The organism is Paenibacillus sp. NPDC101420, from assembly GCF_050277435.1.
GTDB lineage: Bacteria > Bacillota > Bacilli > Paenibacillales > Paenibacillaceae > Paenibacillus_AQ.
The window spans coordinates 119,001-140,296 of the sequence record NZ_JBNNSE010000004.1 but is presented as its reverse complement, the minus strand read 5'-3'; the positions used below and the strand labels follow the sequence as shown (position 1 = coordinate 140,296).

18 protein-coding genes are annotated in these 21,296 nt (G+C 42.5%); 12 read left to right on the top strand and 6 right to left on the bottom strand.

Annotated features, from left to right (window positions below; genetic code table 11):
* Positions 1-50: 50 nt before the first annotated feature.
* A complete protein-coding gene (locus ACQKMP_RS18560) occupies positions 51-854 on the bottom strand; it encodes a hypothetical protein (RefSeq protein ID WP_427470382.1) in 804 nt (267 codons plus the stop codon).
* 589 nt (positions 855-1,443) lie between these two features.
* On the opposite strand from ACQKMP_RS18560, the gene hflX reads away from it, so the two are divergent.
* The gene (gene hflX / locus ACQKMP_RS18555) at positions 1,444-2,709 is read left to right on the top strand and encodes a GTPase HflX (protein ID WP_427470380.1); all 1,266 of its coding nucleotides are present in this window, start codon (positions 1,444-1,446) and stop codon (positions 2,707-2,709) included.
* 86 nt (positions 2,710-2,795) lie between these two features.
* On the opposite strand, the gene ACQKMP_RS18550 is transcribed toward hflX, so the two are convergent.
* Both ACQKMP_RS18550 and ACQKMP_RS18545 read right to left on the bottom strand, forming a co-directional pair.
* A complete protein-coding gene (locus tag ACQKMP_RS18550) occupies positions 2,796-3,524 on the bottom strand; it encodes a protein-glutamine gamma-glutamyltransferase (protein WP_076286645.1) in 729 nt (242 codons plus the stop codon).
* A 78-nt stretch (positions 3,525-3,602) separates the two neighbouring features.
* Entirely contained in the window at positions 3,603-4,862 is a 1,260-nt protein-coding gene (locus tag ACQKMP_RS18545) for a PucR family transcriptional regulator (protein WP_339244343.1), read from the bottom strand.
* A 158-nt stretch (positions 4,863-5,020) separates the two neighbouring features.
* Here ACQKMP_RS18545 and ACQKMP_RS18540 point away from each other — a divergent pair, with 158 nt between their 5' ends.
* Positions 5,021-5,158 (top strand): hypothetical protein, encoded by a 138-nt coding sequence (locus ACQKMP_RS18540; RefSeq protein ID WP_379424871.1) that lies wholly within the window; start codon positions 5,021-5,023, stop codon positions 5,156-5,158.
* A gap of 654 nt (positions 5,159-5,812) precedes the next feature.
* Here the strand turns inward: ACQKMP_RS18540 and ald are convergent.
* Positions 5,813-6,946: an alanine dehydrogenase gene (ald, locus tag ACQKMP_RS18535; protein WP_042184149.1), complete on the bottom strand. Its 1,134-nt coding sequence runs from the start codon at positions 6,944-6,946 to the stop codon at positions 5,813-5,815.
* 281 nt (positions 6,947-7,227) lie between these two features.
* Positions 7,228-8,454: a Zn-dependent hydrolase gene (locus ACQKMP_RS18530; protein ID WP_427470377.1), complete on the bottom strand. Its 1,227-nt coding sequence runs from the start codon at positions 8,452-8,454 to the stop codon at positions 7,228-7,230.
* A gap of 226 nt (positions 8,455-8,680) precedes the next feature.
* On the opposite strand from ACQKMP_RS18530, the gene ACQKMP_RS18525 reads away from it, so the two are divergent.
* From ACQKMP_RS18525 to ACQKMP_RS18510, 4 genes are read left to right on the top strand one after another with little or no spacing between them, the layout of a single operon-like run.
* Positions 8,681-9,712, top strand: a complete 1,032-nt coding sequence (locus ACQKMP_RS18525) for a glycosyltransferase family 2 protein (protein ID WP_427470375.1) — start codon at positions 8,681-8,683, stop codon at positions 9,710-9,712.
* Positions 9,709-10,836: a polysaccharide pyruvyl transferase family protein gene (locus tag ACQKMP_RS18520; protein ID WP_427470373.1), complete on the top strand. Its 1,128-nt coding sequence runs from the start codon at positions 9,709-9,711 to the stop codon at positions 10,834-10,836. The genes ACQKMP_RS18525 and ACQKMP_RS18520 overlap by 4 nt, the downstream gene beginning before the upstream one ends.
* A complete protein-coding gene (locus tag ACQKMP_RS18515; RefSeq protein WP_042184142.1) occupies positions 10,811-12,358 on the top strand; it encodes a sugar isomerase in 1,548 nt (515 codons plus the stop codon). Before ACQKMP_RS18520 ends, ACQKMP_RS18515 begins: the two co-directional genes overlap by 26 nt.
* 18 nt (positions 12,359-12,376) lie before the next feature.
* Positions 12,377-13,693: a glycosyltransferase family A protein gene (locus tag ACQKMP_RS18510; RefSeq protein ID WP_427470370.1), complete on the top strand. Its 1,317-nt coding sequence runs from the start codon at positions 12,377-12,379 to the stop codon at positions 13,691-13,693.
* Here the strand turns inward: ACQKMP_RS18510 and ACQKMP_RS18505 are convergent.
* Positions 13,667-14,779 carry a threonine aldolase family protein gene (locus ACQKMP_RS18505; RefSeq protein ID WP_427470368.1) on the bottom strand — a complete coding sequence of 371 codons (1,113 nt, stop codon included), beginning with the start codon at positions 14,777-14,779 and terminating at the stop codon, positions 13,667-13,669. The two genes, ACQKMP_RS18510 and ACQKMP_RS18505, sit on opposite strands and share 27 nt — an antisense overlap.
* 157 nt (positions 14,780-14,936) lie before the next feature.
* On the opposite strand from ACQKMP_RS18505, the gene udk reads away from it, so the two are divergent.
* The 6 genes from udk (at position 14,937) to ACQKMP_RS18475 (ending at position 21,167) form a co-directional block, all read left to right on the top strand.
* The gene (udk, locus tag ACQKMP_RS18500) at positions 14,937-15,563 is read left to right on the top strand and encodes a uridine kinase (protein ID WP_042123429.1); all 627 of its coding nucleotides are present in this window, start codon (positions 14,937-14,939) and stop codon (positions 15,561-15,563) included.
* A 162-nt stretch (positions 15,564-15,725) separates the two neighbouring features.
* Positions 15,726-17,318, top strand: coding sequence for a spore germination protein (locus ACQKMP_RS18495; RefSeq protein WP_427470366.1), 1,593 nt, complete (start codon positions 15,726-15,728; stop codon positions 17,316-17,318).
* A gap of 97 nt (positions 17,319-17,415) precedes the next feature.
* On the top strand, positions 17,416-18,528 hold the full coding sequence (locus ACQKMP_RS18490) for a GerAB/ArcD/ProY family transporter (protein WP_076286653.1): 1,113 nt from the start codon (positions 17,416-17,418) through the stop codon (positions 18,526-18,528).
* Between the two features lie 24 nt (positions 18,529-18,552).
* Positions 18,553-18,783, top strand: coding sequence for a hypothetical protein (locus tag ACQKMP_RS18485; RefSeq protein WP_339244335.1), 231 nt, complete (start codon positions 18,553-18,555; stop codon positions 18,781-18,783).
* Positions 18,784-18,827: 44 nt separating this feature from the next.
* Complete coding sequence (locus ACQKMP_RS18480; RefSeq protein ID WP_339244334.1) at positions 18,828-20,033, top strand: Ger(x)C family spore germination protein; 1,206 nt, start codon at positions 18,828-18,830, stop codon at positions 20,031-20,033.
* 21 nt (positions 20,034-20,054) lie between these two features.
* A complete protein-coding gene (locus tag ACQKMP_RS18475) occupies positions 20,055-21,167 on the top strand; it encodes a GerAB/ArcD/ProY family transporter (protein WP_076286656.1) in 1,113 nt (370 codons plus the stop codon).
* Positions 21,168-21,296 lie beyond the last annotated feature (129 nt).

The window sequence follows — 21,296 nt, the reverse complement described above, 5'->3', positions numbered from 1 at the left end:
TCCTTTTTTCAATCACTAGAATTTATCTTCAGTACTGGATTAAAGAACGCTCACCATTGCTCGGACATCTTAAAGGTGACTGCGAGATCATCATCACCTGAAAGTGAGTTAACCACCAAAGTAACCGGCTCATTCTGAAGCTCGTAAGAGAGTCGCTCGTTAAGCAAATTAACAGCCAAATTCGCATAAGCACCGGAGATTCCCGATCCTGTACCTTGCATAATCACCTTTCCACCCGTGACCGTAGTGCAGGTGTAATTCACCAGCAATGCCGTGTCCGTGACAGGAATATCCGTAGTTGGCGTTGGGAAATTTTCGAATGTCCCATCCAGAGTGCCACCTGCGACGACCATATATCGCACAGGTCTTTTGGATAGAATATCTAAAGCCGCCGGTCTAATCTCAGCCGCAAGACCTTGTGGAATAGTAAAGGTAGAACTCCTCATAAAGCTAATCGCCGCGAAGTCAGTCGATGTAACCGATACGTTATCACGGATTTCCGAGGTTATACGGCTTACTTGAAACACTTCCAGATTAACAGCTGTCCAGACACCGTTCACATCCACAAGAAAAACCTGAATCTTCAATTGTTCCTGTGAATACACAAAATTAAATTGGAATAAATCCTCTACAATAGTGTAGGTCTTGCTTGACGTTTCCCGATATTGCAGCTCAAATAATTCTTCAATAAAGACTGTCTGAGGACTTGCACTATTGGCTAAACCCGTTAAATAACAAGCCGCGCCAGCTGATCCATTGTTAACCACTTTGATCACAACTTGATCTATTGGACGAGTACCGTCGACAGGTAAATTTATGATGGTGTTTGTAGAGAGGACAGGCAATGTCTTCACACCTCCTATTCATATCAAATTATATATATATGGTATGCAATCATTTTTTAGAATTCTTGGATGATACTAAAATAGAGAAGTGCTTCACCGAGCATAAAATACAGATTTGCCACCAAATAAAGGATGTGGTAAACTCGACTTAACTTTTTATGAACGGAGGGTTACGTGTGATAGACTTTATCCGAGTTAGAACTTTGCGCGGCTAATTGAATAGCGCTAAAGCTCTGCCCATGTGCAGAGGACTCAGGATTGGTCTACCCATTTAACTCCATAGAAGCCAACAAACTAAAACGCCTTCGGCGTCCTTATAAGGACGGTAGCGTTTATGTGAGAATTATAAGGATAAAGTATATCGTGAAACTTATACTTTCTTATAATTTAAACCAACTGCTACTCGTAAGGGATTAATTTATCATTCCCCTATGACCGAGCCGTTGTTTGCTTCGATATACCTATGGAAGACCCTAATGTCGTAACGGAGATTTCTCCTTACACATTTGTTCTGACGTCCTCTAACGAACCGTAAGCACAGGCAGATGTCCTGTGTTTTTTTGCGTTTACTATTTACTATTGGAGGATGAATAAATATATGGAACAACTACGAGAAAAAGCTATTATAGTCGGTGTTCAGCTACAAAACGAAACAAACTTCGATTATTCGATGGAAGAACTCACTAATCTGGCAGCTGCCTGTGACCTAGAAGTTGTCGGAGAACTTAGTCAGAAGGCAAGCCGGATCAACCCTTCCCACTATATCGGCACAGGCAAAATCCAAGAATTATCTGCGCTCTTAGAAGCGCATGATGCTCCTATTGTTATTTTTAATGATGAGCTGTCTCCTTCACAGATTCGCAATTTGGAGTCTTCTCTAGGCCGTCAGGTCATTGATCGAACGATTCTGATCTTGAATATTTTCGCAGAAAGAGCGAAGACCAAAGAAGCACAGCTGCAAGTAGAAGTAGCCAAGCTGCAGTATATGCTGCCCCGCCTGACAGGTCTCAGAGAATCCCTCGGAAGACAAGGCGGTGGTGCTGGGCTTAAGAACAGAGGCGCTGGTGAAACGAAGCTGGAGCTGGATCGCAGAAGAATAGAAGAACGTATTTCAGCGTTACAAGTTGAGCTTCAACAGCAAGTAGCCAGACGCCAAATTCAGCGGAAGCAGCGGCATAAGAATGAGGTTCCGGTCGTCTGTCTCGTCGGCTATACGAATACCGGCAAGTCCAGCTTAATGAATGTGATCGTGGAGACGTATCATCCCGGCTCTAATAAGCAGGTGTTCGCCAAGGATATGTTATTTGCTACGCTGGAGACATCCGTTCGGAGCATTGAGCTACCGGATCACAAAACCTTTTTATTAACAGATACCGTCGGATTCGTCAGCCAGCTTCCCCATCACCTGGTCAAAGCCTTCCGCTCCACGCTCGAAGAGGTGACCGAAGCTGACTTATTGATTCACGTAGTCGATATTTCCGATCCGCAGCATCAGCAGCATATGGCCGTCACTGATGAGACTTTGAAAGCGCTCGGCGCAGACCAAATTCCAACGGCTTATGCCTACAACAAAGCTGACCTAACTGACTTGCCTTACCCTCACCTTGAGGGTGACAATGTCTATCTCTCTGCCAAACAAAATAGCGGAATAGCTGAACTTACAGATCTAATTCGCAGCCATGTGTTTACGGATTATGTACAGTGTGAAATTCTGATTCCATTTGATCGCGGCAATGTGGTCTCCTATTTCAACGAGCATGCCCATGTTCAATCCACTAGCTATGAAGAAACAGGCACACGGCTTGCGCTAGAATGTAGAAAATCTGATTTCGAGAAATTCCGCAACGACTTTGTTGAGCTTTAGGCTATTAGACATAGTAAATCCCGGACCTTATCGGAGGTCCGGAATTTTTTTCAGGAAGATAGCTCTTCTTAGCACTCTCTTAGCTGTTAAATCTTATAAATGTAGCTTCTAGTCCCTATTCTTGAAAACACAGTGCACTCAGAGCCTCTATTTTCCGCCATGGGTAAGACAGAACCTGTAGATAGTCGCTGTAAATAATTAAAATCAGGATGTATCGACTCATTCGTAAGAAAAGCTGAGGTATTGCTTCCGGGCGATCTTTCCTCATTAAGAGAGGCTATGATGACTTCTGCAGTGGTTATCCCAATGCCGTGGCCATAATACAGGTCTTCTTCAAGCTTAACAGCATTTTCACCCTGCCATTCTGGCTTGCTAGGCGCATGATCTGGATTCCTGAAATACACAATATCTCCCCGCAGCATCTGATCCTTATTATAGTTCGTAACTAAGCGCAGATTCTCGTCGTAGTTCCAATCCCATAAGAATAAATCCTTAAAATACCTATTAAAGGCTTCTTCACCTATAGCTTCAATTGTCGCCCTGTACATAACAATGACCATCGCTGTCGCGCATTCGAAGGCATATAAATGTCCGTTCTGAAAAATGTCTTTAATCCCCACCGAAGGCGCCACACCAGCGTTCAGCTGTAGTCCTCCAATATCTGTACGCGTCCAAAACTGCGGGTTGCAGCGCGACTCATCAAATGTTGCAAAATCCGCTCCACTGTTATTTAAAGCTTCCGCCGATTCCACGATGCTGTCTCTCATTTTCCGTTCAAAGTCAAGGGCATCGGGTGAACGAACTTCCTTCACCATGCTTAGTCCCTCCAATATTATAGGTTCTAAATATAGGTTATTGTACGTGTTCGCTGCCCAGTTGGTGCTTAATTCATTTTATTCCCCTGACTCAACAAACCACTGATTGAGCTGCCTGGTCTCTTCCGTCAAAATATCCAAATATAAAGAAGTGCGGTATCCCGTATCCTTTAAGCTTTTTCCCGTAATCTCTGCTATGCGATTTAATCTGTACAGCAATGTGTTGGTATGAATATGTAAAAAAGCGGCGGATTCCTTCAAGTTTCCACTGAGTGATAAATAAACGGCAATCGTTTTTAGAAAATCACTTTTATGCTCGCGATCATGCTCTTTTAGCGGATACAGTAAAGGACTTTTACGGGTCCGACTACGTTTTTGCTCTATAATAGCCGGAACATACGCCCAAAATCCAATATCCTCATACAATAGTAACTCTCGGCCATGAAAAGGCAGCAGCTTCTTGATTTCCAGAATGGAACCCGCTTCCCAGTACGCAATGGCTGCCGACATATATTCAGTGTAATCCAGGCTACAGCCTGCAGCCAGCATACAGCTCTCACTCTTACGCATATCCTCGATAATTTTGTGCATGAACGAATACAGACCACCCGTACCTTCCATGCGAAAGCTGAATGAAAACAATATAATTAACCGATTGTGCTCAGCAGTCAGAAATAATAATTTCAGCCCCGGATAGGAGGTCATAGTTTGCCGAAACCGAAGTACGAAGTGGTCATTGATGACCTTGTCACTCTCAAACACGCTAATATAATATTTGTCCGGCAAAAGAATCGACCAAACTTCCGCGTCCTGCTTGATATTCGCTTCATTGTCATAATGGGAGGTGAGCAGCTTCCAGAAAAAATCCTCCTGCGTTTTCTCCTGCTTCGTCTTCCAACCCCGTTGCTTCAATATATAACGACCAACGATGGCCGCCGCTTTCTCTACAATATTCTCTGCGTGTCCTTCAACTAGATTGCCTGCATCTACTACCCATATGTACCCGAGAATTTCCTTCTGATGTTTGATGCAAATAGCGAGTCGGGGGCCAAGACCTACCTCCATGACCGCAGGAATCCGAATCGGACGTGTAGCGCTCTCAAGCTGCTGCATAATCCCCTTCTTACGCAAGCCAATAATGACAGCGTTAGGCACGCGCTTTCCAATAATGGTCGAAATTCTCGCGGAATCACTCTCAAATTGATGGGAGCTGTATCCGATCACATGATGATTGCTGTCCTCAATCGTAACTTGGGATTGAAGAGATTCACTAATCGCATCCGCCAACGATTCCATACTATCGAAGAAACGATCAAACAATGGATCCTTTTCCGTCACTAGCCCCACCCCTGCCTGAAAAAATAGCCGAACCATGTACTCTAGAGTGATTTTATTATAGTATGCGTGCTCCCAGCTGACTATAAGATAATGGGATGGGGCGAGATGGCGGGACCTTGAGGTCGCCGGGTGGAGGAGTTACGAGGTTATAGAGTTGCATGGGGGCGGAGTTGCTGAGTACAGGTTACGTTGGTTGCGAAATGGCGAGGTTATGGAGTGGCGTGGAACGGAGTTGCAAGGTTACGTTGCTGCGGATTACGGGAAGCGAGGTGACGGAGTGGCGCGACAACACTTAAACCGCTACTTGAGAGAGCCCCCTTATAGTTTTCAGGGAATTCCTCCCTAAAATTCTGTATTTCAGGCTTGGTATACTACTAATCAGGGAAAAACTCCCTAATATTCAACCGATCAGGTTATTATTGGGCATATTCTTCGTAATTTTAGGGATAAATTCCCTAATTATAGCGTTTCAAGCTATTTTCGCGTAATTTTTAGGGAGGATTTCCCTAAAAATCTTCTTCAACAAATCTCTCACTGTAACAAAAAAACAAATACTAACTAAATTAAGCAGTAACTAGCCAAATCAAGCTGCACATAGTTGAAACTAGCTAGTTTTGATCGAATTCCAACCAACTTCTACGTTGTCTATCCACCTTTAGCACAGCGCTAGTAACATCCACTGTATCTAGGCACACCACTATACAACTCAGCTACTTTTAACACCCACCAACACACATCCACCCGATCCAACCATCTTCATAACGCAGTCCTACAACCTTTTACACCGAACTAGTAGACTTCTGCTGGATCTCCCCCACATCGAAAGGAGCCAAAAATATTACTCCCAGAAACAACAAACAGCAAACTCCCATAGCGGGAATTCGCTGTCTATTGTCCCTAAATATCACCACTCACTTGGAACGCATCTATTCATCTCAATTTAGCTCTATTTAGCTCATCGTGAACGTCTGCTCCATAGCTTGTTCTACCGTAAAATGTTTCTCGCCAAGTGCTTCAGCCACGGCTTGGCAGGTGATTTTACCGTTGGCGACATTTACGCCGCTTCTTAGGCCGGCATTATCCTGAATCGCCTTAATCACGCCTTTATTGGCAATCTGCAGGGCGTATGGAACGGTGACATTGGTTAAAGCGATCGTCGAAGTTTTGGCCACAGCGCCCGGCATATTAGCAACAGAATAATGCAGCACGCCGTGCTTGATAAATACAGGATTATCATGTGTTGTCACTCTGTCGATCGTCTCTACGATACCACCTTGGTCAATGGCCACATCGACAATCACCGATCCCGGCTTCATGGTCTTGACCATTTCTTCTGTAACCAGCTTCGGTGCTTTCGCACCCGGAATCAACACCGCACCTACCAACAGGTCTGCCTCAGCTACCACTTTGGCAATATTATAAGGGTTAGAGATCAGCGTATTGATCTGTGCCCCAAAAATATCATCTAATTGACGCAATCTTTCAGCACTGAGGTCAACAATTGTAACATCAGCACCCAAACCGATAGCCATTTTTGCAGCGTTTGTACCTACTACTCCACCGCCGATAATGCTAACTTTGCCACGACTAACCCCGGGAACACCGGAGAGAAGAATCCCTTGTCCGCCATAGTTTTTTTGCAAGAACTGAGCGCCAAGCTGAACAGACATCCGGCCCGCTACTTCACTCATCGGTGTTAATAACGGCAAGGTACGTTCATGAACAACCGTCTCATACCCGATGGCAAAGACACCCTTGTCTTTGAGCGCAGCGGCCAGAGAAGGTTCAGGCGCAAGATGCAGATATGTGAACAAAATAAGGCCTGGACGGAAATAAGGGTACTCGCTTTCCAGCGGTTCTTTCACTTTCATCACCATTTCGGCAGAGCTCCAGACCGTAGCTGCGTCCTGAATTAGCTTCGCTCCGGCAGAAGCATACTCTTCATTCGGAAATCCACTTCCCACACCAGCCCCAGCTTCCACCAGCACTTGATGTCCTTCTTTAATAAGGCTAACTACACCCGCAGGCGTTATGGCTACACGATTCTCATTATTTTTAATTTCTTTAGGCACTCCGATAATCATCATTCATCTCTCCCGTCTAATGTAGATCCCTTATGTAAAGAATGATAACATACGTTTAGTATTCCCAATTTGGTAAAAAATTAAAATATTATCTATCATCATTGTGTTTTTACACAAAGGATTCGACTTAAACCGCCCAGTAACTTTATGTCATTTGGTACCCAACACAACCCTAATCATTATCTCATAAAAAAAGACACTGCTTAAAGTGTCTTTTTGACGATTTTGTATGAAATTATAGCACTACTTCCATATTGGAATGTTATGTTTAATAACGCGTATTACTTTGACAACAATAACATCACCGTTTCTAAGATTACATTTACCCCTTTTTCACAGTCTTCATAAGAGGTAAGCTCCTCTTCACAATGGCTTTTTCCCTTCACACTAGGTACAAACACCATCGAAGATGGCAGAAAGCTAGCTACAAACTGAGCATCATGCCCTGCGCCACTAGCAATCTTCCGATTAGAATAACCTAAGACTTGTGTCGCTTGCTCCACTAAATCACATATCCCCCGGTCAAACCAAACAGTCTCTCTACCCCAAAGCTTGGTCTTACTTACTCCGCAGTCCAGTAGCATCTCCGGCAAGCTATGAATAATAGCTTCCACCTCACGGACAATCTCCATATCTTTATGTCTAGCCTCAATGGTGAAGATCACTTTATTGGGAATGACGGTATGAATATTAGGAAACACATTCATTCTGCCCATGGTATACACCAGTTCAGAATCGAGCGCACTAAGCTTGCTTCTAAGCTCCGTGATCAAATCCGTGGCAGCGAACAAGGCATCCTTGCGCATTGCCATAGGCGTAGTGCCCGCATGATCCGATTCCCCCGTCACCTCAATCTCATAACAGGCCATGCCAACTACACAGTCCACCAGACCAATCGACAGTTCTTCTTGTTCTAGCACGGGACCTTGCTCGATGTGAAGCTCCAAATAAGCAGCGGCTTCGGTAATTCGATTGCTCGCTTCTCCCTTATAGCCGCTCTCCTCCAGCGCTTCGCCAAAGGTAATGCCCTCCGGATCTTTTTTATTCAACATTTCTGCCTTGTCGAACTTACCGGCCAGCACACCAGAAGCCATCATCGAAGGCTCAAAGCGAGCCCCTTCTTCATTTGTGAAATTCATAATGGTCACTGGTAGCCTCGGCTTTATTCCGTGATCCACGAGTGTGCGGACTACCTCTAGTCCAGCGATTACCCCAAGGATACCATCGAATCTGCCGCCTTTTTTCACAGTATCCATATGCGAACCAATCACAATAGGAGGCCCAGATGCTACACCCGCAAGCGTAGCGTACATCGTGCCCATGTCGTCCATCTTCACAGACATCCCCAGCTCTTCACAGCAAGCGCAAAAATAATTCCGAACCTTAACATCCTCTTCCGTCAGCGATAACCGGGTCACGCCATTTTTATCTGTACGCCCAAAATTCGCAAATGCCTCAATCGTATTCTTTAATCTCTCACCGTTCACGAATATTTTTTGCAATTGCATCGTAGGTCCCTCCGCTTCGAGCGTTTATGATTTTATGGCTTTTTATATATGTTATACCAATCCATTTTATTTTCATTTTACATACTGTAATAATTATTATTCGCGTAATGTTACAACAAAATAGAGGTAGCAATAAGTAAACTAAAGTAGTATATACAATCTTTTGAGACGGAGGGTAAGCTTAAGATAGCTATTTATCCAGTTCTACCAAGGAAAGGAGCAGCACATGAATCTAAGCATTGTGGTCCCAGTATACAATATAGAACATTATATAACCCCTATGTTTAATTCACTCCTTACCCAAAGTGAACCGCATTTCGAGGTTATTATCGTGGATGACGGATCTACGGATAACACTTACAACGTTATAGCAAATATTCTCGCACTTCACCCCACCCTTTCCTGCAAAGTCATTCGAACAGAGAATCAGGGGGTTAGTTCGGCTAGAAATAGAGGCCTAGCAGAAGCCACAGGGAATTATGTGTTGTTTCTGGATGGAGATGATTATATTTCTGCAGACTTAGTGCGGACCATTCATACCTATATCCATGACGCTGGCCCCGAGATTATCTGCTGGGGTTATAACCATGTTTCAGAGGATGGAGTCACTACTTTGAGTTATACATCCGCTTATAGCGACATAACAGGCAGTGAAGCGCTGACTCATATTTTTGTGGACAAAAGCTTACGAATATGGACAGGGAGCATTGCGTACAAACGGGAATTGTTACTCCTTCATGATCTCCAATATACGGAATGCTGTGTGAATGGAGAAGATCAGGAATTCATCTACAAAGCCTTATCCAGAGCCACCAGAGTTGTCACGCTTCCGGATATTCTATCGTTTTATTTACAAAGAAACACGTCAATTTCCAACAGCTATAATGTGAAAAAATTTGATGTCGTCGATGTATTCAAACGGGTCGATGCCTACTTTCAGGCACATCCCTTTGAGCAGTTGGATACGATATCCCCTTATATAAGAAATCGTGAGCTGATCGAGAATTACTTTTTCAACATAAAGACCTGTCTAAATGAGACAGAAGGGGTAAGCATTCAGGAGTTACTTCGCGACATCGATCATACCTATCCTGAACTAAATCAAGAAATGTATGAACTCATAAGACGTTATAGGGGCAATGATCGAAGATTAGCCCTTTATATCCGAGCATTCTTAATCTCCCCGCTTCTATATCACAGATTCATTACTGTGGAGAGAAGCTTATCCAGGTTCAAGCGAAGGGAATCTAGAATATGAAAAAGATGCTGATCTATGCCTATACCGAATTTAATTTGGGCGATGATTTATTCATAAAGGTGTTGTGTGAGAGATATCCGGATACGGAGTTCAGAATCTGCGCTCCACACCTATACAAGCTATGCTTCAAAGAGATCAAGAATCTCAAAGTGATTCCTTCCGATTCCATTTTCTTAAGAGGCATTGCCTTTATTTGCAGAAGGTTAAAGATACATAATCTGGCGCAAAAATTCATGGCAAATCGCTCGGATGGTGTTGTTCATATCGGCGGCTCGATTTTTATGCAGGCAGAGCATTGGGAGGAGCATTTTAAGAACGCAGAAGCTATTCGGAATAAGAATAAGCCCTACTATTTATTAGGATCGAATTTTGGTCCTTACACAGACGATGAATACTATGAGGGACATAAGCGGATCTTCACGGACTATACAGATATTTGCTTCAGAGAAAAGTACTCTTATGATTTATTTGAGGATCTGAACAATGTCCGTTTAGCACCCGATATTATTTTTCAGCTTAACCCGTCAGATCTTCAAACCGAACCAGAGGATTATATCGTCTTATCCGTCATTAAGCCTTCTGCTAAAGGTCTGAACGGTTTTGACAACCTCTATTATGAAAAAATGAAAGAACTCTCAATTTATTTCATTGAAAAAGGCTACGCTGTTCATTTTATGTCATTTTGCGAACACGAAGGAGATCAGCTGGCGATTGAGGAAATCCGGAGTCTTATGGGCCCCTCTTATGAGGATTCCATCCAAGTGCATTTATACAAAACGAATATGGAAGAGGTCTTGGCCGTTCTAGCCCATTCCAGCTTTATCGTAGCTTCAAGATTCCATGCGATGATCCTGGGTTGGGTATTGGGTAAACCAGTGTTTCCCGTCGCTTACAGCAAAAAAATGATCAATGTAATGGAAGATGCCCAGTTCAAAGGGCTATATACCGATTTCACTACACTGGAGCAGCTCCAGCCTGCGCAGGTTTTTGAAAGTATGACTACTCACTATATGGATGTCACGCCGCAAGCCAAACATGCCGAAAGGCATTTCGAGCATCTGGATACGTATTTATCGCTTTACGAAAGGAGGATACGTTATGAGAGCCAAGCGGAGCATTCTTAACTTATCTTTTGGACTTGGGAGTCAGCTCATTACGATCATCCTCGGTTTTTTTATCCCCCGGCTGATTATGGTCAACTATGGCTCAGAGGCCAATGGTTTAATCGCTTCTATTGTACAAATTATTAGTTATTTGGCACTGCTGGAAGCCGGCGTAGGCGCCGCTTCGATCCAAGCCCTATATAAGCCAGTAGCTTCGGATGATAAGAACCACATCAACTCTATTTTGGCCGCCACCTCTAGCTATTATAAAAAAACAGGCATTTATTATTTCTTCGCCGTCCTTTTAATCGCCACCGTGTATCCATTAGTGATCACTTCTGACATCGATCGATTATCGATTATGCTCATTATTTTACTCACAGGAATGGGCGGAGCGATCAATTATTATTTCCAAGGGAAATTCAAAGTGCTTCTCGCTGCAGAGGGAAAAAGCTATGTAGAGACTTCTATAGTCACCGTAGCTAATATTCTGAACAATGTAATTCGGATTCTGTTATTACTTCAAGGCGTTAACATCATTGCTGTGCAAGCTTCCTATTTCATATTGACCATACTTCAAATCGTCGTCTTCTATATTTATATCAATAAGCATTACAAATGGATCAACCTAAATCTTAAACCAGACTATGAAGCCATTGGTCAAAAAAATTCTGTTTTAGTCCATGAGATCTCCTACTTAGTGTTTAGAAATACCGACGTGCTGATCCTGACTATATTTACGAACTTAAAGATCGTCAGCATTTATGTCATGTACAACATGATTTTTACGATTGTAGATAACATCGTCCAAACCATAAACGGAAGCGTGAAGGCTGCTCTCGGCCAGAGCTTTCATGAGAGTAAAGAAGCCTTTATTAAATTTTATGATGCTTACGAAGTGTATTTTATGGGGCTCATTTTCTCGATTCTAACGGTAGCTTACATTCTAATTCTACCTTTTATGAAACTGTATACTGCTGGGGTAAATGACGTGAATTATATCGATATGTGGCTGCCGATCCTGTTCGTAGTCATCAAATTATTAACCAATGCCAGAGCTTCCTCCAATAATGTGATTACGATCGCCGGACATTTCAAGAACACACAGAACCGTTCCATTCTAGAATCCGCTATCAATCTAGTCGCATCTATTGTCTTCGTTATCTTTATGGGGATTTACGGTGTATTGATGGGGACGATAGCCGCTCTCTTGTACCGTTCCATAGATATCGTGGTCTATGCTAGCAGACATCTGCTGAATCGGAGTCCTTGGGTCACCTTTAAAAGATGGCTAACGAATGCAGTGGTTTTTGTGGGCATTATTCTGATCTCTAGCGCTATCAATATCCCCATCCATTCCTATGCAGGAATTATGTTGTGGGGTGTACTGCTAGGACTTGTGATCTTGCCTGTTTATTTCGTAATCGCCTCCTTGATGGAACGGGAAGTATTCCTGTATACGTGGGGGCATCTCAAAATATACCGAACAAAGCTCAAAAATAAGGTTATTGCTAGACCTGAGGTAAGTAGTTTATCCAAATAACACATTAGGAGGACCCAAATGGATCATAGCGAGGTTTTGCAGCAAGCCTGTTACGTCTTTCTAAATGACCTTAATGATGAAATCAACCATTCATCTGCCCTTCAATTGGATGATCAAGAGATATTCCAACGATGCCGCCTGATCATAGCTAAAGAACAAAATCCGCAAGTTAAAACCTATCTAGAAATCTTATCTGAGGTGATCCGTGCTTATCTCACAGGGAGAGCTTCAGAAGATGCATTAAGGTTCTATCTGTCAGAGCAATTCAGTATTGTGAACGAAGAAATTGACAGGTTAATCCATGGGATCGTTGCAATGAAACATCAGTCCTCCCATACGGATACTTCACACTCAGCACTCCTTTCCTTTGCCGATTATCCCAAGGTTAGTGTCATTATCACTACTTACAATAGAAAGGCATTTCTATATCAAGCGATCCAAAGCATCTTAAAGCAAGACTATCCTTATATAGAGATCACAGTTATTGATGATTGCTCTACAGATGGCACGGAAGAGTTAATGCATCAAAGCTTCGGAAGCGAGTCACGGGTAATATATATGCGGAACGAAAAGAATAGCGGCCCGGGAAATAATCGCCGTAAGGCTTTTGCTGCTCATGGTGATGGGGAGTACGTTCTTTTTCTCGATGATGATGACTATCTGATTGATATGAATTATTTAAGTAAGGCTGTGGACTTTCACAATCACCATCCCGAAATATCATTTGTGGCTGCTAATGTGTTTCTTGAATTTTCAAAGGCCAAGCAACTGAAGATCAGTAGCCTACAGCTAAGCAGGATTATTAAGAAGCAGGATTATTTCATGAATTTCGAGAAAAAAGGATATCCGAAGCCCTCCTCCACCTTAACAACTGTCTTTAAGCGTGAGGCTTTAATGGCTATGGATATCCTGAATATGAACATGGTTAACGATGCTTCTATTTATCTGCGTTCCTTGCTCATCGGTGATGCTGGCTTCATAGATACCCTTGCCGGTGTGTACAGATTACACGGGGACAACATTACTTTTAATTTGAGTCAGCGATTCTTAATTGAGAATCTGGAGGAGAAGCTGTTAATTAAGAATATGGCCGTTCAGAAATATGGCTATCACGAGCAGGAAATGACGGAATGGTTTAACCATAATGCATATGATACGATCTCATACTATTTATTAAATTCTGCGAAAGACGCCACAGACTTTAAATTCATGTATCATTGGGCCCTTAACCATTGCCCGCCGATCTACAATCAATTAAGAAATGAATTCCGTACAAAGCTTATTAAAAAACAATTATTACGGATCTCATTACTTCGGACGCTGCTCGGAAGATGATTCACGCATTAGCTTATCGAGCAGCAGTAAGAATCCTTTTACCTCTTCTTTAGGGATGTCGGCGTACTTGTCTCCAATACTGATCTCACAATAAGAACTATGTTCTCCCGTTGGTCTTATCGCTGCGCTTAAACCGATTCCTGTTGCCTCATATGCAGAAGACAGGATCGGTTCAATGCTCTCCCTAGACATTTGAAAATGCATATGAAACATGTTGGAGACAGGCTCAGCAGGTAACGTAGTCACCGCATGACATTGATTAACTAAAGCAGCAAGCTCTTTAGCCCCTTCATAATACTGCTGCATCTTATCTACTCTTTGCTGGTAGTAATAATCAGAGGAAATAATGTATGGATACAGACTGATTAGGTCACCACCATGCCGCCGTTTCCATATCTTCGATTGCTTCGTAAACTCCTCACCGCCTGCAAGAATCGCGCCAGCAATTCCTCCGATTCCTTTATACAGTGAGATATAGACACTATCAAAGAGGGCGCAGATCTCAGCAGCTGTCTTTCCATAATAGGGAAGCGTCTCAAGCAATCTTGCGCCATCCAAATGCAGCTTAATTCCCCGAGCACTGCAATGTGCAGAAATCGCTTCAAGCTCCTGATACTCTGGTAACTGTCCGCCAATCTCACGCTGTGGCAATTCAAGCAGCAGACAAGCAATATCTTCCTTCATTTGTAATACATCATCCAAGGTAATTAGTCGATTCTTATCCGCAAGTAGGACAGGCTCGATTTGATGCAATTCCTTCAACCCATCCTGCTCATGGATCTCTAAATGACATAAAGGGTGATAGGCGACGCTCTTGAGTCCTTTTTCATCACACCATATTCTTAAAGCGATTTGCTGTGCCATCGTTCCACTCGGAAAGAAGACTGCTGTTTCTTTTCCCAAAAGCTTCGCCATTTCCGACTGGAAATCCTCAATCACCTTTCCCGATCCATAAATATCAGATGGTGTACTATTCTCCACAGCTTCAAAGGCTTCCTTTAAGACTTGAACATCTCGATCTCCATGTCCTACGATTCGATAAGTCGTTTCATTAAACGCCTCTTGCACTGATTTTTTTCCGTTCATTGGTAGAATTGCCCCTTCCGTGTTTGCCTTGTCCCTAATATAGACGAATTTCAAAAAATCCCATCTTAATTTTACCCGATCTAAGGTGAAAAAACATGAGCGCTGTGCTACAATATTGGAATTGCAACGGCAATCTTAGGGAGGGTTATTGAATCACATGCTCATCATTGGTATCGCCGGCGGCACCGGCTCGGGAAAAACAACCGTAGCCCGCTCCGTCATTGACCGTCTTGGAACGGGAAAGGTAACTTTCATATCTCAAGATAACTACTATAAAGATCATTCACACCTCAGCTTCGCTGAACGTGAATCCATCAATTACGATCATCCTTTCGCTTTCGATAACGAGCTGCTTATTGAGCATCTTAAATGTCTGCGAGAAGATAGGGCCGCATATGCACCGGTGTATGACTTCACAGTTCATGCCCGCTCCACTACGGAGACTGTAGAACTGAAACCCAACAATATTGTAATCATCGAGGGACTCCATGTTCTATCCGACGAGAACCTCCGCGATATGCTTGATATCAAAGTCTTTGTTGATGCTGATCCTGATGTACGCATCCTCCGCCGGGTACTCCGAGATATCGAGGAACGTGGTCGGAGCATTCAATCGATCCATCACCAATATTTGAGCACGGTTAAACCAATGCACGAAGCTTTTATTGAGCCATCCAAAAAATACGCCGATTTGATCATCCCTGAAGGTGGCCATAATGAGGTCGGTATCCAGTTGTTGTCCATCCTAACTGAGAAACATTTATATAACGACTGGACGTCCTAAAGCTCTTAAATACCTAGTTCTAGCCCTAGCTGTCGAGATTCTCTCGACGGCTTTTTTTTGCATGCTCATCCCCAAACCTGCAGTTGATTATTCAAAGAATAATCCCACCGCATTTTGGTAATAGCTAATTTCACAGCAGCTTGCGGAAGAGGGATAACAACTATGGGATTTCTAAACAGAACAATCACTAAAATATTCAAAAACCCTACATTAGGGCACCCCAACCCCACTAGAGAATTACCTAAAGAACCTCTCAAAGAAAACCTTCAAGATAATATTGAACATATAAAAAAGGCGCTCGGCAATAGCACAGACCTTGTGATCAGAGATTTCTTCATTGGCTCCAAGCAACAAATGAAAGCCGCTATTTTCTATACAGATGGACTTGCTGACAGTAAAGCTATTCAGGATTTCATTCTGGAGTCTCTTGTCTTAGAAATTCCAGATTTGAGCTTAGAGCCTGATAGTGACAACTATTCCTTATTAAAAAATCACATGCTTACCGTAGGTGATATCAAAGATGCGATGGAGTTCCATTCTTTGCTAAACTCCCTATTATCAGGAGATGTGATCCTTTTACTAGATGGATACGCTAAGGGTTTCACGATTGGCATGCGTGGTTGGAAAGACCGTGGTGTCACGGAAAGTGCTACAGAAACGGTGATCCGCGGACCTAAGGAAGCCTTCACAGAAAGCTTGCGTACCAACACTGCATTAATCCGGCGGAAAATAAAAGATCCTAATCTGTGGTTAGAAACACAACAAATCGGACGTGTGACCCAAACCGATGTATCCATTATGTATATCAAAGGAATTGTAGATGATGGGGTTGTACAAGAAGTACATACACGTTTAGATCGAATCGACATCGATGGCATCTTGGAGAGTGGTTATATCGAGGAATTAATTGAGGATGAAACCTATACTCCATTTCCAACGATTCATCATACCGAACGACCTGATGTTATTGCAGCTGCGCTTATGGAAGGAAAAGTAGCTATTTTAGTAGATGGAACGCCTATAGTCATGACGGTTCCTACTACATTCGTTTCCTTCATGCAGACCGCTGAGGATTACTACCAACGTGCAGATGTTGGTACCTTAGTTCGGATGCTCCGTTATTTCTGTATATTCATTTCTCTTTTAGCCCCATCCTTATATGTAGCTATTACTACTTTCCATCAAGAGATGTTGCCTACAACCCTACTCATTAGCTTAGCTGCTCAACGGGAAGGCGTACCGCTTCCAGCGTTTATTGAAGCCCTCTTAATGGAGCTTGCTTTTGAGATTCTAAGAGAAGCCAGCGTGCGTATGCCTCAAACCATAGCCCAATCTGTCTCTATAGTGGGAACGCTAGTCATTGGAACGGCTGCAGTAGATGCTGGCATTGTTTCTGCCGCCATGCTCATTGTCGTTGCTGTCACGGCAATCTCCAGCTTTGTTCTACCAGCCTTTGATCTCGCCTTGACGGTCAGAATGCTTCGTTTCCCAATGATGTTTCTAGCCGCTTCCTTCGGATTGTTCGGGATCATTATCGGAATTATTGCGATTGTTCTGCACATGTGCAGTTTACGCTCCTTTGGAGTTCCTTATATGAGCCCGCTAGCTCCGTTTAATCTTGTTGATCAAAAGGACACCTTTTTCCGAATGCCTCGTTGGGCTATGTTTACCCGTCCTAAGCTAATTAATCAAAAAAATCTCGTTCGGGAAAAGAGTACACCGCCGGAAAAACCGGGAGATCTGACGGAGGAATAAACTATGAAACGAAAATCTTTGTTAAATTCGCTTGTTTAGGAAAGTAACTAACTCTTTCTTGGAAGAAATGAAGTAATCATTAGGAGTGAACGAAACCATGTTAGAAAAGGGAAAAATAAGTGCCCGTCAGCTAACCATTCTTGTCATGCTCCTTACTATTGGCGATTCTATCCTTATAATTCCCTCTTCCACTACAGAATACGCCAGACAAAATGCCTGGATTTCCACTTTAATTGGGATGGTAGCAGGTTTATTAGCAGTCTATATGTACAGCAAGTTCGCAAAGTCATATCCCAATTTAACGCTTATTCAAGTGATTCAAAAGGCTTTTGGAAAATGGATAGGAACTATTATATCCCTTACATTTTTAATCTATTTTCTTATGGTTTCCGTTGGAAGTATGCGAGAAATCGGTGATTTTGTGACCTCGGAAATGTTACCTGGAACCCCTATTCCGGCCACTCTAATCTTGTTTATACTGATTATGATTATGGCAATACGACTCGGTATTGAGGTTATAGGGCGAGCTAGCGAGCTCTTCATTCCTATGTTCATTGTCTTATTCCTAATCCAGACGATTGCTATTATTCCCCAGATGGAAATTGTCAGAATACTGCCCGTATTGGAGGACGGAATAAAGCCTGTTCTAAGAGGGGCTATCTCCATCACTACTTACACCTTTTTAGAAACAGTTGTCTTTCTCATGATACTTCCTTATGTAAATCAACAAAAAATGATAACAAAGAGTTTCTTACTGGGTACGCTTCTAGGCGGTATTGTAATTTTTATTACGCTCACCGTCTCCATCCTGGTGTTAGGTCCGGATCTGACGACTAGAGATATCTATCCCAGTTATAACATCGCAAGGCGTATATCAGTTGGCGGATTCTTCGAACGGGTTGAAGCCATGATAGCTCTACAATGGATGTTAACTTTGTTTATAAAAGTAACTTTGTACTTCTATGCTTTCGTTCTGGGGTTGTCCCAATTATTAAAATTAAAAGATTATCGCGTGTTATCCTTACCCACAGGGATGATTTTAGTGGCACTCGCTCCAATCATTGCTCCGAATTTCACTTATTATAACGCTATTTTTGATAATTATTGGGTGTACTATGTTATAACCTTCGGTATTTTTGTACCGTTTGTGTTATTAAGTATGGGCATCTTTCGTAGAGCACTCAGCAAAGACTTAACATCTCGGAACTAAAGATTGTTTGGGAGGTTGTGAACATTGGGTATAGTAGTGATCCTCATCATTGTAGCCGTTATTATAGCCTTCGAAGTGCCTCTTATGCTGAGGAAAAATTTAATCAAGGAATTTTGGGTTTTTTTATTTCTTCTGTTGCTGGGAACTTTTTTTAGTCTGATTTACGTCATGAATATCTCGATCTCAGACCCGTTAGCCTGGATGGTGTTCATCTATAAACCTGTAGCCGACATGGTAAATGCCTGGCTATCTTAAAAATAATGGGACTAAACCCGAGAGATCTAACGGAGGAATACACCATGAAACGAAGATCACTTCTACTTTGTCTTCTTGTTCTCATACAAATTGGGTTAACTGGTTGCTGGAGTCGACAGGAAATGAATGATCTCGCGATTGCCGTAGGGATCGGCATCGATAAGATCGGAGATCAATATCAAGTTTCTGCACAAGTGGTTTTACCCAGTCAAATCGCTGGCTCAAAAGGGGGAAGTCCTCAATCACCCGTTAACCTTTACAAAGAGACAGGAAATACTGTATATGAAGCGCTTAGGAAGATCACAACCATTAGTCCACGTAAAATTTACATCTCTCATCTGCGGATCTTAGTCCTTAGCGAGGCTCTGGCTAAAGAGGGAATCAATGACGTTCTTGATTTCATGTCAAGAGATACCGAAGCGCGAAATGATTACTTTATTGTGGTGGCAAAGGATGCACGGGCAGAAGATACTTTGAAAATATTAACTAGCCTCGAAAAGATTCCTGCTGTGCGATTGTTTTCCAGCCTGGAAACATCGGAGAAAAAATGGGCACCTACATCTACTGTGACATTAGGAACACTGATTACAGAACTTGTAAGTAGGGGTAAGAATCCAGTCTTAACAGGGGTTGTCATCAATGGAAATGTAGATGCAGGAGAAACTCCGAAGAATGTAGAAACCGTAGATTCTCCAACAGAATTGAAATACTCTGGATTGGCCGTATTCAAAGAGGACAAATTGATCGGTTGGCTAAACCAAGAGGAATCAAAAGTGTATAACTATTTAACGAATAAGGTAAAGAGTACGATTTCCTTCATTAATTGTCCCCGAGATAAAGATAAAAAGATATCTCTTGATATATTTAAGGCCGAATCAAAAGTAAAAGGCAGCATGAATGGCAACAACCCAGAAATCAGTATCGAGCAACATATAGAAACAGATTTAGGAGAAGTTCAATGTAGAAATCTAGACCTCACCAATCCAAAGACCATCACCGAATTAGAACAAATCGCTAACGTGAAAGTAGAGCATTTATTCCAGACTACGATTAAAAAAGTACAACAAGAATACAAATCCGATATTTTTGGATTTGGCGAGGTCATCCATCGCTCTAACCCACAGGCGTGGAAAAAACTGAAGGATAATTGGGATCAAACCTTTGTTAACTTACCAGTAAACGTAAAGATGAACATAGAGATTCGCCAGTTAGGGAAAGTAACTAACTCTTTCTTGGAAGAGACGAAGTGATAAATTGGAGGGAACAAAGCCATGCTCGAAAAGGGTAAAATAAGTATTCGTCAACTTACCATTCTTGTTATGCTTCTTACCATTGGGGATTCCATTCTTGTAATCCCCCCTTCCACTACACACTACGCCAAACAAAATGCCTGGATTTCCTCCTTAATTGGAATGATCGTAGGTTTACTAGCCATTTTTTTGTACAGCAAATTCGCAAAGTTATACCCCAACCTAACGCTTATCCAAGTGATTCAAAAGGTTTTTGGAAAATGGATAGGGACTATTATATCTCTTTTGACCTTAATGTATTTTCTCATTGTTACCGTAGGAAGTATGCGGGAAGTCGCTGATTTCGTGACCTCGGAAATGTTACCCGGAACCCCCATTCCGGCCATTCTAATCTTATTTATACTGATTGTCATTATGGCAACACGACTCGGTATTGAGGTTATCGGACGAACGGGTGAGATCTTTACTCCCATGGTTATAATCCTATTTCTAATCCTAACGGTCGCCATTATTCCTCAGATGGAAATAGTCAGAATGCTGCCCATATTGGAGGACGGAATAAAGCCAGTGCTAAGAGGGTCCATCTCCATTTCGGCTTACACCTTCTTAGAACCCGTTGTCTTTCTAATGTTCCTCCCTTATGTAAATCAACAAAAAAAAATAACAAAAGCCTTATTACAGGGCTGTTTCCTAGGTGGGATTATCATCTTCCTGACAGTCACTGTTTCCGTATTAGTACTAGGTCCGGATTTAACGACCAGAGATATATATCCCAGTTATAACATAGCAAGACGCATATCGGTTGGTGGGATCTTTGAGCGGGTTGAAGCCATGATAGCTCTAATGTGGATGTTAACCTTGTTTATAGAAGTAACATTATACTTCTATGCTTTCGTCCTAGGGTTATCCCAATTATTAAACTTAAAAGAGTTTCGGGTGCTAACTCTGCCTACTGGGATGATCCTAATCGCACTAGCACCTCTCATTGCTCCGAATTACACCTATTACAACGCGGTGTTTGATAATTATTGGGTGTACTACATTATAACCTTCGGGTTATTTCTACCCTTGGTATTGTTAAGTGTGGGGATGTTTCGAAGTGCACTGAGCAAAGACTTGAAATTTCGGAATTAAATAGGAGCGGCCTTTTTTACCTAATAACAATCCGAATCCGAGTAGGGTCACCGAATGCGGCGAGAGACCGTGTGATGTTGCTGATTCATTAAGTTTAATCTCTTGCGGCTCTATCTCCCCACCCCGATT

Coding starts and splice junctions, on each gene's coding strand:
- hflX (WP_427470380.1), top strand. CDS start 1,444: ATGGAACAACTACGAGAAAAAGCTATTATAGTCGGTGTTCAGCTACAA.
- ACQKMP_RS18550 (WP_076286645.1), bottom strand. CDS start 3,524: ATGGTGAAGGAAGTTCGTTCACCCGATGCCCTTGACTTTGAACGGAAA.
- ACQKMP_RS18540 (WP_379424871.1), top strand. CDS start 5,021: ATGGGGGCGGAGTTGCTGAGTACAGGTTACGTTGGTTGCGAAATGGCG.
- ald (WP_042184149.1), bottom strand. CDS start 6,946: ATGATTATCGGAGTGCCTAAAGAAATTAAAAATAATGAGAATCGTGTA.
- ACQKMP_RS18530 (WP_427470377.1), bottom strand. CDS start 8,454: ATGCAATTGCAAAAAATATTCGTGAACGGTGAGAGATTAAAGAATACG.
- ACQKMP_RS18525 (WP_427470375.1), top strand. CDS start 8,681: ATGAATCTAAGCATTGTGGTCCCAGTATACAATATAGAACATTATATA.
- ACQKMP_RS18520 (WP_427470373.1), top strand. CDS start 9,709: ATGAAAAAGATGCTGATCTATGCCTATACCGAATTTAATTTGGGCGAT.
- ACQKMP_RS18515 (WP_042184142.1), top strand. CDS start 10,811: ATGAGAGCCAAGCGGAGCATTCTTAACTTATCTTTTGGACTTGGGAGT.
- ACQKMP_RS18510 (WP_427470370.1), top strand. CDS start 12,377: ATGGATCATAGCGAGGTTTTGCAGCAAGCCTGTTACGTCTTTCTAAAT.
- ACQKMP_RS18505 (WP_427470368.1), bottom strand. CDS start 14,779: ATGAACGGAAAAAAATCAGTGCAAGAGGCGTTTAATGAAACGACTTAT.
- udk (WP_042123429.1), top strand. CDS start 14,937: ATGCTCATCATTGGTATCGCCGGCGGCACCGGCTCGGGAAAAACAACC.
- ACQKMP_RS18495 (WP_427470366.1), top strand. CDS start 15,726: ATGGGATTTCTAAACAGAACAATCACTAAAATATTCAAAAACCCTACA.
- ACQKMP_RS18490 (WP_076286653.1), top strand. CDS start 17,416: ATGTTAGAAAAGGGAAAAATAAGTGCCCGTCAGCTAACCATTCTTGTC.
- ACQKMP_RS18480 (WP_339244334.1), top strand. CDS start 18,828: ATGAAACGAAGATCACTTCTACTTTGTCTTCTTGTTCTCATACAAATT.
- ACQKMP_RS18475 (WP_076286656.1), top strand. CDS start 20,055: ATGCTCGAAAAGGGTAAAATAAGTATTCGTCAACTTACCATTCTTGTT.